Annotated in this window: 13 protein-coding genes; all 13 read right to left on the bottom strand. The window is 42.7% G+C overall.

Annotated features, from left to right (window positions below):
• Positions 1-20 precede the first annotated feature (20 nt).
• The 13 genes from rplB to rpoB all read right to left on the bottom strand — a co-directional run bounded on the left by rplB (position 21) and on the right by rpoB (position 16,286).
• A complete protein-coding gene (rplB, locus tag NSQ76_RS00750) occupies positions 21-854 on the bottom strand; it encodes a 50S ribosomal protein L2 (protein ID WP_024425599.1) in 834 nt (277 codons plus the stop codon).
• 28 nt (positions 855-882) lie between these two features.
• Entirely contained in the window at positions 883-1,170 is a 288-nt protein-coding gene (gene rplW / locus NSQ76_RS00745; protein ID WP_003217016.1) for a 50S ribosomal protein L23, read from the bottom strand.
• The gene (gene rplD / locus NSQ76_RS00740; RefSeq protein WP_024425598.1) at positions 1,170-1,793 is read right to left on the bottom strand and encodes a 50S ribosomal protein L4; all 624 of its coding nucleotides are present in this window, start codon (positions 1,791-1,793) and stop codon (positions 1,170-1,172) included. Before rplD ends, rplW begins: the two co-directional genes overlap by 1 nt.
• Positions 1,794-1,820: 27 nt before the next feature.
• Positions 1,821-2,450, bottom strand: coding sequence for a 50S ribosomal protein L3 (gene rplC, locus NSQ76_RS00735; RefSeq protein ID WP_024425597.1), 630 nt, complete (start codon positions 2,448-2,450; stop codon positions 1,821-1,823).
• Between the two features lie 37 nt (positions 2,451-2,487).
• The gene (rpsJ, locus tag NSQ76_RS00730; protein WP_003156464.1) at positions 2,488-2,796 is read right to left on the bottom strand and encodes a 30S ribosomal protein S10; all 309 of its coding nucleotides are present in this window, start codon (positions 2,794-2,796) and stop codon (positions 2,488-2,490) included.
• Between the two features lie 218 nt (positions 2,797-3,014).
• On the bottom strand, positions 3,015-3,974 hold the full coding sequence (locus tag NSQ76_RS00725; RefSeq protein WP_341051740.1) for an alpha/beta fold hydrolase: 960 nt from the start codon (positions 3,972-3,974) through the stop codon (positions 3,015-3,017).
• A 109-nt stretch (positions 3,975-4,083) separates the two neighbouring features.
• A complete protein-coding gene (tuf, locus tag NSQ76_RS00720) occupies positions 4,084-5,274 on the bottom strand; it encodes an elongation factor Tu (protein WP_034283892.1) in 1,191 nt (396 codons plus the stop codon).
• A gap of 118 nt (positions 5,275-5,392) precedes the next feature.
• Complete coding sequence (gene fusA, locus NSQ76_RS00715) at positions 5,393-7,471, bottom strand: elongation factor G (protein WP_024425594.1); 2,079 nt, start codon at positions 7,469-7,471, stop codon at positions 5,393-5,395.
• Between the two features lie 54 nt (positions 7,472-7,525).
• Positions 7,526-7,996, bottom strand: a complete 471-nt coding sequence (rpsG, locus tag NSQ76_RS00710) for a 30S ribosomal protein S7 (protein ID WP_008356520.1) — start codon at positions 7,994-7,996, stop codon at positions 7,526-7,528.
• A 121-nt stretch (positions 7,997-8,117) separates the two neighbouring features.
• Positions 8,118-8,537: a 30S ribosomal protein S12 gene (gene rpsL, locus NSQ76_RS00705; protein ID WP_008356518.1), complete on the bottom strand. Its 420-nt coding sequence runs from the start codon at positions 8,535-8,537 to the stop codon at positions 8,118-8,120.
• Positions 8,538-8,650: 113 nt separating this feature from the next.
• The gene (locus NSQ76_RS00700) at positions 8,651-8,899 is read right to left on the bottom strand and encodes a 50S ribosomal protein L7ae-like protein (RefSeq protein WP_024425593.1); all 249 of its coding nucleotides are present in this window, start codon (positions 8,897-8,899) and stop codon (positions 8,651-8,653) included.
• A gap of 144 nt (positions 8,900-9,043) precedes the next feature.
• Positions 9,044-12,643 carry a DNA-directed RNA polymerase subunit beta' gene (gene rpoC / locus NSQ76_RS00695; protein ID WP_024425592.1) on the bottom strand — a complete coding sequence of 1,200 codons (3,600 nt, stop codon included), beginning with the start codon at positions 12,641-12,643 and terminating at the stop codon, positions 9,044-9,046.
• A 61-nt stretch (positions 12,644-12,704) separates the two neighbouring features.
• Positions 12,705-16,286, bottom strand: coding sequence for a DNA-directed RNA polymerase subunit beta (gene rpoB / locus NSQ76_RS00690; protein WP_024425866.1), 3,582 nt, complete (start codon positions 16,284-16,286; stop codon positions 12,705-12,707).
• Positions 16,287-16,534: the final 248 nt, after the last annotated feature.

Below are 16,534 nucleotides of genomic sequence, written 5' to 3'. Positions count from 1 at the left end.
ATGAACCGTAGACAACCCCGTTACTTGTTTTTACGACGACGTACAATGAATTTATCAGACTTGTTGGTTTTCTTACGAGTCTTGAATCCAAGAGTCGGTTTACCCCATGGAGACATTGGTGATTTACGTCCGATTGGAGCGCGTCCTTCACCACCACCGTGTGGGTGATCGTTAGGGTTCATTACAGAACCACGAACTGTTGGGCGTACGCCTTTCCAGCGAGAACGTCCAGCTTTACCGATGTTGATTAATTCGTGTTGCTCGTTTCCAACTTGACCGATAGTCGCACGGCAAGCAGAAAGAATCATGCGAACTTCTCCTGAGTTCAAACGTACAAGAACGTATTTACCTTCTTTACCTAGAACTTGAGCAGAAGTACCAGCAGAACGAACTAATTGTCCACCTTTACCTGGTTTTAATTCAATGTTATGCACAACTGTACCAACTGGGATGTTGATAAGTGGAAGAGCATTACCTGGTTTGATGTCAGCTTCTGGTCCAGAAGTAACTTCAGTACCAACTTGGATTCCTTTCGGAGCAAGAATGTAACGTTTCTCACCATCTGCATAGTTTACAAGAGCGATGTTAGCTGAACGGTTTGGATCATACTCGATTGTAGCAACGCGTCCAGGTATACCGTCTTTATCACGCTTAAAGTCGATGATACGGTATTGACGTTTGTGACCGCCACCTTGATGACGAACAGTCAATCTACCTTGGTTGTTACGTCCGCCTTTTTTGTGTAGCGGTGCAAGCAACGATTTTTCTGGTTTGTCAGTCGTGATTTCAGCAAAATCTGAAGTAGTCATGCCACGACGACCATTACTGGTTGGTTTATACTTTTTAATCGCCATTTTGAATTTCCCTCCTTCTTTTTAAGATTTACGCTTCAAAAATTTCGATTTCTTTGCTGTCAGCAGTTAATTTCACGATCGCTTTTCTGCGACGGCTAGTCATACCAGTGTAGCGTCCAACGCGTTTTGATTTTCCTTTGTAGTTTTGAACGTTGACTTTCTCAACTTTCACTCCAAAGATTTCTTCAACAGCGTCTTTCACTTCTGTTTTGTTAGCTCTGACATCAACTTCGAACGTGTACTTCTTCTCTGTCATTAGATCAGCAGAACGTTCAGTAATGATAGGGCGCTTTAGAACATCACGAGGATCTTTCATTATGCAAGTCCCTCCTCTACTTTTTCAACCGCTGCTTTAGTGATCAGAAGTTTGTCGTGGTTGACAACGTCAAGAACGTTGATACCGTTAGCTTCAACAACTGTTACTCCAGGGATGTTACGAGCAGATAAAGCAACTGTTTCGTTTGCATCCGCAGTGACGATCAACGCTTTCTTCTCAACAGATAATCCTTTAAGGATGCCTGCGAATTCTTTCGTTTTCACTGCATCAAGAGTCAGATCTTCAAGAACGATGATGTTGTTGTCGATTACTTTAGAAGACAATACTGACTTGATAGCCAAGCGGCGAACTTTTTTAGGTAATTTATAAGAATAACTGCGTGGTGTTGGACCGAATACGATACCGCCTCCGCGCCATTGTGGTGAACGGATAGAACCTTGACGAGCACGACCTGTACCCTTCTGTCTCCAAGGCTTACGACCTCCGCCACGTACTTCAGAACGAGTTTTTACTTTGTGAGTTCCTTGACGTAAGGAAGCTCTTTGCATAAGAATAGCATCGAATACTACGCTTTCGTTTGGCTCGATTCCAAACACAGAAGCGTTTAATTCGATTTCACCGTTAGTAGAACCGTTTTGGTTATATAATGCTACTTTTGGCATGACTTGTTTCCTCCTTTCCTAAGAGAGTTATTTAGATTTAACTGCACTCTTTACAGTTACTAGAGATTTTTTAGCTCCTGGTACGTTTCCTTTGATCAATAGAAGATTGCGTTCTGCATCAACTTTCACGATCTCAAGGTTTTGGACAGTGATTTGCTCTCCGCCCATACGACCTGGAAGAAGTTTACCTTTGAATACACGGTTTGGATCAACAGGTCCCATTGAACCAGGACGACGGTGGTAACGTGAACCGTGAGTCATTGGTCCGCGTGATTGTCCGTGGCGTTTGATAGCCCCTTGGAATCCTTTACCTTTTGATGTTCCTGTTACATCTACGATATCTCCATTTGCGAAAATATCAACTTTGACTTCCTGACCAACTTCATACGCATCTAACTCCGCACCGCGTAATTCTTTTACGAAGCGCTTAGGAGCAGTTTCCGCTTTAGCAACGTGGCCTTTCTCTGGCTTGTTAGAAAGCTTTTCACGTTTGTCATCAAAACCGATTTGGATTGCTTCATAGCCATCCGTGTCAACAGTCTTCTTTTGAAGAACAACGTTAGCAGCAGCCTCAACAACAGTTACAGGGATAAGATCACCGTTTTCTGCGAATACTTGCGTCATACCAATTTTTCTACCTAAGATTCCTTTGGTCATTAGTCACACCTCCTATAATATGTGTTTTCTATTTGAATTAAAGTTTGATTTCGATATCTACACCAGATGGTAAATCTAAACGCATAAGTGCATCAACTGTTTGCGGAGTTGGATTCACGATGTCGATTAGACGTTTGTGAGTACGCATCTCGAATTGCTCACGAGAATCTTTGTACTTATGCACCGCACGAAGGATTGTGTAAACTGATTTTTCAGTCGGAAGCGGGATTGGACCAGATACACTAGCACCAGAACGCTTAGCCGTTTCAACAATCTTCTCGGCAGATTGATCAAGAATTCTATGATCATATGCTTTTAAACGAATACGAATTTTTTGTTTTGCCATTATTTTCCCTCCTTTTCGCCTACTTACGTTAGACAGTTCTCCGTGAGAAAAACCTGATCACCTCGCCATGGCAAAGCGGCCGGGTGTGTCAGCAACCTCTCACTTCATCGCAGTCAAAGACCAACATGCACTATTGTACCAAATTGGCCTGCGTGTTGCAATAATAAATCGGATAAATTTATGATTTGCACACTTTTCATATTATACAGGGATTCAGCCTATAAATCAAGCTTTCCCTGAAGATGATGTATAGCAGTCTTTCTTATGATACGTATAAATTCATCTGGCTCTTCGATATGCGGAGAATGTGCAGAGTCTTTAAAGGTAAACCATTCTTTGATTGGTGCTTTTAATTGATCAACATATGGTTTTGATACAGCAGCTGGTGTAATCATGTCGTGATCGCCAATGAGAAAGTAGCACGGTATTAATATAGTAGAAACTCGGTATTGAATACTCTCATTCATTAGCTGATCCCATAACTTGTCTTGACTAAACTTCTGCCCTTTTATGAACTTCCATTTATCTTTCAGCTGATATTGCTTACTAAAAAGAAACCCTTTTAGTATTTGAAAAACCGGCTTCCATCTATGTGTGAGACCTACGCTCGCAAACTCTTTATATAGAGAAAACAAGGCATGAGCTGATGTCCGTTTCCATGGAGGAGGCGTCAGTAATCGCAGACACCCAGTAAACAGCCGATTGCGATGGTATTTCTTCAAAAGAAGCTCGTATGATACGATATCTTCCTTTAACACATCTACTACCTGACTAATCCCATAATAAGCATGATAAAGATCCGGACGCTTATGTACTGCTTGTATGGCAATTAATGATCCCCACGAGTATCCTGCGATATACAATTTTGAATGACCTAGATAAGATAGGATCTTCTCTGTCAATTCAATCGTGTCTTCAATAAATTGCTGAATGGTCATCGATGCATCGGGAAGATTCTCGTGATAGGAAAGTCCTGCGCCACGCTGATCCCAATGGACAACTGTAAAGTCTTGATCAAGTTCCTCGAGAAAGGAATCAATATAACTGATTTGAGCTGAGCCGGGCCCACCGTGTAAAAATAAAAGTACAGGCTTCGTTTCACTCGTCTGATCTTCTTTCATCCTAATCCATTGGTCAATTCCGCCGATCGACCATTTTTTCAAATATGTCTTTGCCATTCCAGCGATCCTCTCGGTTCCATTTAGATTCTATAGCTTATAGTAGCCGTTCTGATCTGGAAAAGCAAAAAAAGAGACCCTTTTGCAAGGAGTCTCTTTTATATGTTTATTACTTAATGATAGTTGAAACGACGCCAGAACCTACAGTACGTCCACCCTCACGGATAGAGAAACGAGTTCCTTCTTCGATAGCGATAGTAGAGATAAGTTCAACTTCCATCTCAGTGTTATCGCCAGGCATTACCATTTCAGTACCTTCTGGAAGATGTACGATACCAGTTACGTCAGTTGTACGGAAGTAGAACTGCGGACGGTAGTTAGCGAAGAATGGAGTATGACGTCCACCCTCTTCTTTAGAAAGTACATAAACTTCAGCTTTGAAGCGGCTGTGTGGAGTGATTGTACCTGGTTTAGCAAGTACTTGACCACGTTGGATATCTTCACGAGATACACCACGAAGTAGTGCACCGATGTTGTCACCAGCTTCAGCATAGTCAAGAAGTTTACGGAACATTTCAACACCTGTAACAGTTGTTTTACCGTTTTCTTCTTGAAGACCGATGATTTCAACTTCGTCACCGACTTTAACTTGTCCACGCTCAACACGACCAGTAGCAACTGTTCCACGACCAGTGATTGAGAATACGTCCTCAACTGGCATCATGAATGGCTTCTCAGTGTCACGCTCTGGAGTTGGGATGTACTCATCAACCGCATCCATAAGTTCAAAGATTTTTGCTTCGTAATCAGCATCTCCTTCAAGAGCTTTAAGAGCAGAACCTTTGATAACTGGTACATCGTCACCAGGGAAGTCATAGTCAGAAAGAAGGTCACGAACTTCCATTTCAACAAGTTCAAGTAACTCTTCATCGTCAACCATGTCACATTTGTTAAGGAATACTACGATGTATGGTACACCTACGTTACGAGAAAGTAGGATGTGCTCACGTGTTTGTGGCATTGGACCATCAGCAGCAGATACTACTAAGATCGCGCCGTCCATTTGAGCAGCACCAGTGATCATGTTTTTAACATAGTCAGCGTGTCCTGGGCAGTCTACGTGTGCATAGTGACGAGTTTCAGTTTCATACTCAACGTGTGCAGTTGAGATTGTGATTCCACGCTCGCGCTCTTCTGGAGCACCATCGATTTGGTCATAAGCCATAGCTGTACCTTTACCAGATTTCTTATGAAGAACTGTTGAGATAGCAGCAGTTAGAGTTGTTTTACCATGGTCAACGTGTCCAATTGTACCAATGTTAGCATGCGATTTGGAACGGTCGAATTTTTCTTTAGCCATTCTAAAAATCCTCCTTAAAGGTTCATTGTATTTGGTATAGAGTGATAGAAAGTGAAGAGTTACCTCTCACTTTCTGATCTTCAATAGTAGTTATACTTTAGTTTAAAGGCAAAATCAATTATTCACCTTTATTTTTTTTGATGATTTCTTCACTGATGCTCTTAGGCACTTCTTCGTAGTGATCCATGTGCATAGTGAAAGTACCGCGTCCTTGTGTGTTAGAACGGAGTGCAGTAGCATATCCGAACATTTCAGAAAGTGGAACCATAGCGCGAACAACTTGAGCGTTACCGCGAGCTTCCATACCTTCTACACGTCCACGACGAGATGTGATATCACCCATGATGTCTCCCATGTATTCTTCTGGGATAACAACTTCCACTTTCATCATTGGCTCAAGTAGAACTGGGTTACATTTGCTGACAGCATTTTTCAATGCCATAGATGCAGCAATTTTGAACGCCATTTCGTTCGAGTCAACATCGTGGTAAGATCCATCAAATAATTTTGCTTTGATGTCGATTAATGGGAATCCAGCTAATACACCATTTTCAAGTGAATCTTCAAGACCTGCTTGAATTGCTGGGATGTATTCACGTGGAACAACCCCACCGACGATTGCATTTTCAAACTCGAATCCCGCGCCTTCTTCGTTTGGTTCGAACTCGATCCAAACGTGTCCGAACTGACCGCGTCCACCAGACTGACGTACGAATTTACCTTCAACTTTTGCACCAGAACGGAATGTTTCACGGTACGCAACCTGAGGAGCACCTACGTTAGCTTCAACCTTGAATTCACGCTTCATACGGTCAACAATGATATCAAGGTGAAGCTCACCCATACCAGAGATGATCGTTTGACCAGTTTCAGGGTTTGTTTGTGTACGGAATGTTGGATCCTCTTCAGCTAGTTTAGCTAAAGCGATACTCATTTTATCTTGGTCAGCCTTAGATTTAGGCTCGATAGCTACATCGATTACTGGCTCTGGGAATTCCATAGACTCAAGGATAACAAGATTTTTCTCGTCACAAAGAGTGTCACCAGTAGAAGTATCTTTAAGACCTACAGCTGCTGCGATATCCCCTGCATATACAGTAGAGATTTCTTCACGGCTGTTTGCGTGCATTTGAAGGATACGTCCAACACGTTCACGCTTGTTCTTAGAAGAGTTCTTCACGTATGAACCAGAATCAAGTGTTCCAGAGTATACGCGGAAGAAAGTTAGTTTCCCAACATAAGGGTCAGTCATAACTTTAAATGCAAGAGCTGCGAATGGTGCGTCATCAGTAGACTCACGAACAACCTCTTCATTTGAATCTGGCAGGATACCTTTGATTGCAGCAACATCAGTTGGTGCAGGAAGGTAGTCAAGCACAGCGTCAAGTACAAGCTGAACACCTTTGTTTTTGAAAGCAGATCCAACAAGAACTGGGTAGAATTCAACATTCAATGTTCCTTTACGGATTGCAGCTTTCAATTCAGGAATTGTGATTTCTTCACCCTCAAGGTATTTTTCCATAAGCTCTTCATCAAGCTCAGCGACAGCTTCAATTAGGCTGCTGCGAAGCTCTTCAGCTTTGTCTTTATACTCAGCAGGGATTTCTTTAGCATCAGAGCGAGTTCCAAGGTCATCTTCGTAGAAGTATGCTACGTTTTCTACAAGGTCGATGATTCCTTCGAATTGATCTTCAGCGCCGATCGGCAATTGAATTGCATGAGCGTTCGCTTGAAGACGATCTCTTAATGTGCTTACAGAGTAAAGGAAGTCCGCACCGGTTTTATCCATTTTGTTAACGAATACGATACGAGGTACTCCGTAAGTTGTTGCTTGGCGCCAAACTGTTTCAGTTTGTGGCTCTACACCTGATTGTGCATCAAGAACAGCAACCGCACCATCAAGTACACGTAAAGAACGTTCAACTTCAACAGTGAAGTCTACGTGTCCTGGTGTATCGATGATGTTTACACGGTAACCTTTCCATTGTGCTGTAGTAGCAGCAGAAGTGATTGTAATACCACGTTCTTGCTCCTGCTCCATCCAGTCCATTTGTGAAGCTCCTTCGTGAGTTTCACCAATTTTATGGATACGACCAGTGTAGTATAAGATACGCTCAGTCGTTGTCGTTTTACCGGCATCGATGTGAGCCATGATACCAATATTACGAGTTTTGTCTAAGGAGAACTCTCTTGCCATTGGGTAATTTCTCCTTCCTCATTAGGGAATAGTTTTTTTAGTTTGGTATAAATCCTACCAGCGGTAGTGAGCGAATGCTTTGTTCGCTTCTGCCATTTTGTGTGTATCTTCACGTTTCTTAACAGCAGCACCAGTGTTGTTAGCTGCGTCAAGGATTTCGTTAGCAAGACGCTCTTCCATCGTTTTTTCTCCACGAAGACGAGCGTAGTTTACTAACCAGCGAAGACCTAAAGTAGTACGACGGTCTGGGCGAACTTCTACAGGAACTTGGTAGTTAGCTCCACCTACACGACGTGCTTTAACTTCAAGAACTGGCATGATGTTTTTCAAGGCTTGTTCGAAAACCTCCATCGCTTCATTACCAGTACGTTCTTTGATGATATCAAATGACTTGTAGAGAATTGTTTGTGCTTTTCCTCTTTTACCGTCGATCATCATTTTGTTGATCAAACGAGATACAAGTTTAGAATTGTAAATTGGATCTGGCAATACGTCTCTTTTTGCTACAGGACCTTTACGTGGCATCTGAATAGCCTCCCTTCTCTTTTAAAAGGATTTCTATCTGTCTCTCATCTCAATATCATTGTCAGTTACCTGACTCCACTGATCTGATATCAACTTCTAAAAACCCTTATGTTTGTTTGTATTATTTGCTTTGTTTAGGGCGTTTTGTTCCGTATTTAGAACGTCCTTGCATACGACCGTCAACTCCGGCAGTATCAAGCGCACCACGAACGATGTGGTAACGTACACCCGGTAAGTCTTTTACACGTCCGCCACGGATAAGTACTACACTGTGCTCTTGTAGGTTATGTCCGATACCAGGAATGTAAGCTGTTACTTCAATCAGGTTAGACAAACGTACACGAGCATATTTACGTAGTGCTGAGTTTGGTTTTTTCGGTGTCATTGTACCGACACGAGTACAAACCCCGCGCTTCTGTGGAGATGTTACGTTAGTGTGCTCTTTTTTGAAACTGTTGTATCCTTTGTTAAGTGCAGGAGACTTTGAGTTTTCAACTTTACTCACGCGTCCTTTGCGTACTAGCTGATTAATTGTAGGCATGTTGTTATTCCTCCCTTCATTACTTTTTTTATAACCCACATACCCAGGTGGTTCATCAAAAGGCAAAAAACAATGCTTTTGCATTTTAAGCATGCAAAAACAAAACAAGTACGTTATAACATAATGGCAACAGCTGCTGCCCCAACTTCAATTCCGCAGGCCTTGCCGAGCTTTTTCATGGAATCTACCACTAAAATGTCTACACCCTTCTCTTGTGCTAGTTTCAATACACTAGCAGTTAAAGCAGGATCAGCATCTTTCGCTACGACGACTTCCTTTACTGAATCTCGTTTCAGAGCTTTTACTGTTTGCTTCGTACCGATAATAATGGATTGAGCCTGTGATACTTTATCATAAGACATCGAATATCCTCCAAAGTAACAGGTTTTATTTTGAGCACCTTGGTTATATTATCATCATGGCAGAAGGATGTCAATATCGTATGACAGATTATCTTGACATCCTTCACCATTTTTGATGATTTTATAGGAATCTCACGAGAAAGATTACTCTACAGGAACCATATCGTCAGACGGCTGCACTTGCGAAACCGGCTTAACTTTACGGTAGTTTGGCATTCCCGTTCCAGCAGGAACAAGTTTACCAATGATCACATTCTCTTTCAAGCCAAGCAGTTCATCACGTTTTCCTTTGATCGCCGCATCTGTTAGGACACGAGTCGTTTCTTGGAAGGATGCCGCAGACAAGAATGAGTCTGTTTCAAGCGAAGCTTTTGTAATACCAAGAAGAACTGGACGGCCTGTTGCAGGACGTTTGCCTTCGAATAGTACTTTTTTGTTCGCTTCAGTGAATTGATGTACATCAAGAAGTGTGCCTGGTAATACGTCTGTATCCCCTGCATCAGCGACACGCACTTTACGAAGCATTTGGCGAACCATTACCTCTACGTGCTTATCTCCGATTTCTACCCCTTGCATACGGTATACTTTTTGTACTTCATGAAGCAGATATTCTTGAACAGCTGTCATGTCAGTCACTTTAAGAAGTTCTTTCGGATCGATCGAACCTTCTGTAAGTACTTGACCACGAGTAACTGTGTCACCTTCAACAACTTTCAAACGCGCATTGTAAGGAGCTGTGTATGAGCGAGTTTCAACTTCGCCTTGAACCACAATTTCCTGCTGCTTGTCACGAACATCGTTAATTTCAGCAACGACACCATCAATTTCAGAAATTGTCGCTTGCCCTTTCGGATTACGCGCTTCAAATAGCTCTTGGATACGAGGTAGACCTTGAGTGATATCGTCTCCTGCTACCCCACCGGTGTGGAACGTACGCATTGTAAGCTGTGTTCCTGGCTCACCGATTGATTGTGCAGCGATGATTCCAACTGCTTCACCGACTTCAACGTCAGTACCAGTTGCAAGGTTACGGCCGTAGCATCGTTTACATACACCATGAGGCGTGTTACATGTAAATGCAGAACGGATCCATACTTCCTCAATTCCTGCTTCAACTACTTCAAGTGCTTTATCTTCATCAATTAGTTCGTTTTCGGCTACAATGACTTCGCCTGTTTCAGGATGAACAATTGGTTTTCTTGCAAAACGTCCGATCAGACGTTCTTCAAGTTTCTCAATAATTTCATTTCCTTCTTTAATAGACTTCGCCAAGATTCCACGGTCTGTACCGCAATCTGTTTCACGGATGATGACATCCTGTGCAACGTCAACGAGACGACGCGTGAGGTAACCTGAGTCAGCTGTTTTAAGGGCTGTATCGGCAAGACCTTTACGCGCACCGTGAGTGGAAATAAAGTATTCCAATACGGTTAAACCTTCACGGAAACTAGATTTAATCGGAAGTTCGATGATACGTCCAGCCGGGTTGGCCATCAGACCACGCATACCAGCCAGCTGAGTAAAGTTAGATGCGTTACCACGCGCTCCAGAGTCACTCATCATGTAGATTGGGTTGACTTCATCAAGGGACTTCATCAGTTTACCTTGGATCACATCTTTAGAAGAACTCCAGATTGAAATAACTCTCTCATAACGCTCTTCTTCAGTAATCAAACCACGTCTGAATTGCTTCATGACGTTATCTACTTTTGCTTGTGCTTCTTCAAGAATTTGCTGCTTATCATCTAATACGACGATATCAGACACACCAACCGTAATACCGGCTTTAGTAGAGTATCTGAAACCAAGATTTTTCATGCGGTCAAGCATTTTAGATGTCTCAGTAATATGGAATCTCTTAAAGATTTCTGCAATGATTTTACCTAAAATACCTTTTTTGAACGGCGCATTGATTTCTTGTTTCTCGATCGCAGCTTTTACATCCTCACCTTTTTCAAGGAAGAAACGATCAGGCGTTTTTTCTTCAATATTGCTCTTTGTCGGCTCATTCATGTATGGGAATGATTCCGGTAAGATTTCGTTAAAGATCAGTTTTCCAACTGTTGTAATCAACAATTTAGAACGCTGTTCATCAGTGAATGTCACATTCTTCAACGAGCTAGCTGCAACAGCTACACGTGTATGAAGATGCACATAACCATTTTGATAAGCTAGAAGGGCTTCGTCAGTATCTTTGAAGACCATACCTTCTCCGATAGCACCTTTGCGCTCAAGTGTAAGGTAGTAGTTACCAAGCACCATATCCTGAGATGGCGTAACAACTGGTTTTCCATCTTTCGGATTCAAAATGTTTTGAGCCGCAAGCATTAAGATACGAGCTTCAGCTTGAGCTTCAGCAGACAATGGTACGTGAACCGCCATTTGGTCACCGTCAAAGTCAGCGTTGTAGGCTGTACACACAAGTGGATGCAGACGAATTGCGCGTCCTTCCACAAGTGTAGGTTCAAACGCTTGAATACCAAGTCTGTGAAGAGTCGGTGCACGGTTTAGTAAGACTGGATGCTCACGAATAACTGATTCTAAAACATCCCATACTTCCGGCTGCACGCGTTCAATTTTACGCTTCGCACTCTTGATGTTGTGAGCTAATCCTTTTTCAACAAGCTCCTTCATCACGAATGGTTTGAATAATTCAAGAGCCATTTCTTTCGGAAGTCCACACTGATACATTTTCAAATGTGGTCCTACGACGATAACGGAACGTCCAGAATAGTCAACACGTTTACCAAGCAAGTTTTGACGGAAACGTCCTTGTTTCCCTTTCAGCATGTGAGAAAGAGATTTCAATGGTCGATTTCCTGGTCCTGTTACTGGTCGGCCTCTACGTCCATTATCAATCAAGGCATCGACAGCTTCTTGAAGCATACGCTTCTCGTTCTGAACGATGATGCTTGGCGCGCCAAGATCTAATAAACGCTTCAGACGATTGTTACGGTTGATAACACGACGATAAAGGTCGTTCAAGTCAGAAGTAGCAAAACGTCCACCATCAAGCTGAACCATTGGACGTAATTCTGGTGGAATAACCGGAAGTACATCAAGAATCATCCAAGATGGTTTGTTTCCTGAGTTGCGGAAGGCTTCTAACACTTCAAGGCGTTTGATCGCACGTGTACGGCGCTGTCCTTGAGCAGTTTTCAGCTCTTCTTTCAGTGTATCTACTTCTTTTACAAGATCGATATCTTGAAGAAGTTTGTTGATTGCTTCTGCACCCATAGCTGCTTGGAATGTATTACCGTATTTATCTAAATAAGCACGGAATTCTTTCTCAGAAAGAAGTTGTTTCTTCTCAAGCGGTGTATTGCCCGGATCTGTCACGACGTAAGAAGCGAAGTAGATCACTTCTTCTAACGCACGTGGTGACATATCAAGAACAAGACCCATACGGCTTGGGATACCTTTGAAATACCAAATGTGGGAAACTGGGGCAGCCAGTTCGATATGCCCCATTCTCTCACGACGGACTTTTGCCCGTGTTACTTCTACACCACAACGGTCACATACAACACCCTTATACCGAACGCGTTTATACTTCCCACAATGACATTCCCAGTCTTTTTGCGGTCCGAAGATACGTTCACAAAAGAGACCATCTTTTTCAGGTTTCAGTGTACGATAGTTAATCGTTTCAGGCTTTTTCACTTCACCAAAAGACCAAGAACGGATTTTATCAGGTGATGCGAGACCGATGTTCATATACTCAAAATTGTTCACATCTAGCAAGGGGCCTACCTCCCTTTTAATCTTCGGGTTATACCCTAGTCACTTGCTCTAATCGTTTCTGCTATTCTTTTGTGACTGCGTCACGTTCAAGATCGACAGGTGCGAGGTCTGCAGCATCTTCGTCATTAGATAACGCTAATCCGTCTGCTTTCTTCGTTTCCTCATCGTCTTCTAAATCTCTCATTTCTATCTCTTCTTCATCGCCAGATAGGATTTTCACATCCATACCTAAACTTTGAAGTTCTTTGATTAACACTTTGAATGATTCAGGGACACCTGGTTCAGGTACGTTATCCCCTTTGACGATGGCTTCGTATGTTTTCACACGACCCACAACGTCATCCGATTTAACTGTTAAGATCTCTTGAAGTGTATATGCTGCACCGTAAGCTTCAAGTGCCCATACTTCCATCTCTCCGAAACGCTGACCACCAAACTGTGCTTTACCGCCAAGTGGCTGCTGCGTAACAAGTGAGTATGGTCCAGTTGAACGAGCGTGAAGTTTATCGTCAACCATGTGAGCCAGTTTGATCATGTACATGATTCCGACAGATACACGGTTGTCGAATGGTTCACCAGTTCGACCGTCATAAAGGACTGTTTTCGCATCACGGGACATACCTGCTTCTTCAAGCGTTTCCCAAACATCTTCCTCGCGCGCACCATCAAATACTGGTGACGCAATGTGGATGCCGAGGTAACGTGCAGCCATACCCATATGAAGCTCAAGTACCTGACCGATGTTCATACGAGATGGTACCCCTAGAGGGTTCAACATGATATCGATCGGTGTTCCGTCTGGAAGATAAGGCATATCTTCTTCTGGAAGGATTTTAGAGATAACCCCTTTGTTACCATGTCGTCCGGCCATTTTGTCACCTTCAGAAATCTTACGCTTCTGAACGATGTATACGCGGACTAATTGGTTTACACCTGGAGGTAATTCATCTCCATCTTCACGGTTGAAGACTTTTACATCGTGGATAATTCCGCCGCCGCCGTGTGGAACACGTAGTGACGTATCACGAACTTCACGAGCCTTTTCACCGAAGATTGCATGTAATAGACGTTCTTCAGCTGTTAGTTCAGTTACACCTTTAGGCGTTACTTTACCTACAAGAAGGTCTCCGTCTTTTACTTCTGCACCGATACGGATGATTCCGCGCTCGTCAAGGTTGCGTAAAGCATCTTCCCCAACGTTTGGAATATCACGAGTGATTTCTTCTGGTCCAAGCTTTGTATCACGAGCTTCTGATTCATATTCTTCAATATGAATAGACGTGTAGACGTCATCTTTTACAAGGCGCTCACTCATGATGATCGCATCCTCGTAGTTGTAACCGTCCCAAGTCATGAAGCCGACCATGACGTTACGTCCTAGAGCCAATTCACCTTTTTCCATAGAAGGACCGTCTGCAAGGATTTCCCCTTTAACGACTTCATCTCCAACACTTACGATAGGACGCTGGTTGTAGCAAGTCCCTTGGTTAGAGCGGACAAATTTCAGCAAGCTGTATTTGTCTAGGTTTCCTTTGACTTGTTGTCCGTCAACGTCTTCATAACGGCGAACCCAAATATTTTTTGCTTCTACACGTTCTACAACACCTGGGTAGCGGCAGATGACAGCAGCACCAGAGTCTTTACCTGATACGTACTCCATACCTGTACCAACAATCGGTGATTCTGGCTGCATCAAAGGCACAGCCTGACGCTGCATGTTCGCTCCCATTAGAGCACGGTTAGAGTCATCGTTTTCTAAGAATGGGATACATGCTGTCGCTGCAGAAACAACCTGCTTTGGCGAAACGTCCATGTAGTCAACGCGGTTTCGAGGAACAACGGTGTTTTCCCCTCTGAAACGAGCAATGATATTATCATCGATAAACGAACCATCATCAGCTAACTGAGCGTTCGCTTGTGCTACTACGTAGTTATCCTCTTCATCAGCAGTTAAGTAATCGATTCTCGGTGTCACTTTACCAGTTTCAGGATCAACCCGGCGGTAAGGTGTTTCGATAAATCCGAAGCGATTCACTTTTGCAAATGAAGATAGAGAGTTGATCAAACCAATGTTTGGACCCTCTGGTGTTTCAATCGGACACATACGTCCATAGTGAGAGTAGTGAACGTCACGAACTTCCATTCCTGCACGCTCACGTGTCAAACCACCCGGTCCAAGCGCTGACAGACGACGTTTGTGCGTCAATTCAGCAAGCGGGTTTGTTTGATCCATGAACTGAGAAAGCTGAGAACTACCAAAGAACTCTTTGATAGAAGCGATCACAGGACGAATGTTGATCAGCTGCTGAGGTGTGATCGTGTTTGTGTCTTGAATTGACATTCTTTCACGGACAACACGCTCCATTCTGCTTAAACCAATACGGAATTGGTTTTGCAGAAGTTCACCTACAGAACGCAGACGACGGTTACCAAGGTGGTCGATATCATCTGTGTCACCTACACCATGAAGAAGGTTGAAGAAGTAACTGATTGACGCAATGATGTCAGAAGGCGTGATGTTTTTCACAGCTTCCTCTACATATGCATTTCCAATCACGTTGATCACTTGCTCGCCTTCTTGATCAGTCGGTGCATAAATCTTAATAGATTGAAGTTCTACTTCATCTTCTACTACGCCACCATTAGGATAAAGCTTTCTAAATCCGATGCCGTTTTCTAAGTATGGAAGAACTTTATCAAGAACTCTTCTGTCTAAAATTTGACCTTTTTCTGCTAGAATTTCACCTGTTTCAGGATCAACTAGCGTTTCAGCCAATTTTTGATTGAACAGTCTATTTTTAATATGAAGCTTCTTATTAATCTTGTAGCGTCCAACATTTGCTAGGTCATATCTCTTCGGATCGAAGAAGCGAGAGTCTAGCAAGCTTTTCGCATTTTCAACAGTTGGCGGTTCTCCAGGACGGAGGCGCTCGTAGATTTCGAGAAGTGCTTTATCCGCATTCTCTGTATTGTCTTTTTCCAGTGTGTTGCGTAAGTATTCATTCTCGCCAATGAGGTCAAGAATCTCTTGATCAGAGCTGAAGCCGAGAGCACGCAAAAGAACCGTAACCGGCAACTTACGTGTGCGATCGATGCGTACATAGACTACATCCTTCGCATCAGTTTCGTATTCTAACCATGCGCCACGGTTTGGAATGACAGTCGCAGTAAAACCTTTTTTACCGTTTTTGTCTACTTTACCACTGAAATATACACTTGGAGAACGCACTAACTGAGAAACGATTACACGTTCCGCACCATTAATGATAAAAGTACCTGTGTCTGTCATGATTGGGAAATCACCCATGAACACATCTTGGTCTTTTACTTCTCCAGTTTCTTTGTTAATTAAACGAACTTTTACTCTTAGTGGAGCAGAGTAAGTTACATCACGTTCTTTTGATTCTGCTACAGGATACTTAGGATCCCCTAGGCTGTAATCAATGAATTCAAGAGAAAGGTTACCAGTAAAATCCTCAATTGGGGATATATCTTGAAACATCTCTCTAAGACCCTCATCAAGAAACCACTGATAAGAAGAGGTTTGAATTTCAATGAGATTTGGTAATTCTAACACTTCGCTTATGCGTGCGTAGCTTCTGCGCTGGCGGTGTCGTCCATACTGAACTAGTTGACCTGTCAACTGATTCACCCCTCAAATCATGCGTATTATATGTGTAAAAAGTATTTCTGTCTTTCAAATGTCAGTAAAGAAATACTTTTACAAGACAAAAGAAAAAAGGGTTTCTAAAATAAGAAAACCACATCCAAAAACAAATACCGATTTTATTAGTTTTCCCAAGTATGCATAATTTATACAAAATAGTTGTTTTTTAAGCCTATCAAGCAAAATATACACATTGGCATTTTATAATGTTAACACAGCTAGGA

This window comes from Bacillus sp. FSL M8-0256 (assembly GCF_038005765.1).
Classification (GTDB): domain Bacteria; phylum Bacillota; class Bacilli; order Bacillales; family Bacillaceae; genus Bacillus; species Bacillus safensis.
The sequence above is the reverse complement of the archived record's forward strand: the minus strand, read 5'-3'. Positions and strand labels throughout refer to the sequence as shown.

Bases quoted from the DNA above. Each gene is read 5' to 3' on its own strand.
- rplB (WP_024425599.1), bottom strand. From the start codon at position 854: ATGGCGATTAAAAAGTATAAACCAACCAGTAATGGTCGTCGTGGCATG.
- rplW (WP_003217016.1), bottom strand. From the start codon at position 1,170: ATGAAAGATCCTCGTGATGTTCTAAAGCGCCCTATCATTACTGAACGT.
- rplD (WP_024425598.1), bottom strand. From the start codon at position 1,793: ATGCCAAAAGTAGCATTATATAACCAAAACGGTTCTACTAACGGTGAA.
- rplC (WP_024425597.1), bottom strand. From the start codon at position 2,450: ATGACCAAAGGAATCTTAGGTAGAAAAATTGGTATGACGCAAGTATTC.
- rpsJ (WP_003156464.1), bottom strand. From the start codon at position 2,796: ATGGCAAAACAAAAAATTCGTATTCGTTTAAAAGCATATGATCATAGA.
- NSQ76_RS00725 (WP_341051740.1), bottom strand. From the start codon at position 3,974: ATGGCAAAGACATATTTGAAAAAATGGTCGATCGGCGGAATTGACCAA.
- tuf (WP_034283892.1), bottom strand. From the start codon at position 5,274: ATGGCTAAAGAAAAATTCGACCGTTCCAAATCGCATGCTAACATTGGT.
- fusA (WP_024425594.1), bottom strand. From the start codon at position 7,471: ATGGCAAGAGAGTTCTCCTTAGACAAAACTCGTAATATTGGTATCATG.
- rpsG (WP_008356520.1), bottom strand. From the start codon at position 7,996: ATGCCACGTAAAGGTCCTGTAGCAAAAAGAGACGTATTGCCAGATCCA.
- rpsL (WP_008356518.1), bottom strand. From the start codon at position 8,537: ATGCCTACAATTAATCAGCTAGTACGCAAAGGACGCGTGAGTAAAGTT.
- NSQ76_RS00700 (WP_024425593.1), bottom strand. From the start codon at position 8,899: ATGTCTTATGATAAAGTATCACAGGCTCAATCCATTATTATCGGTACG.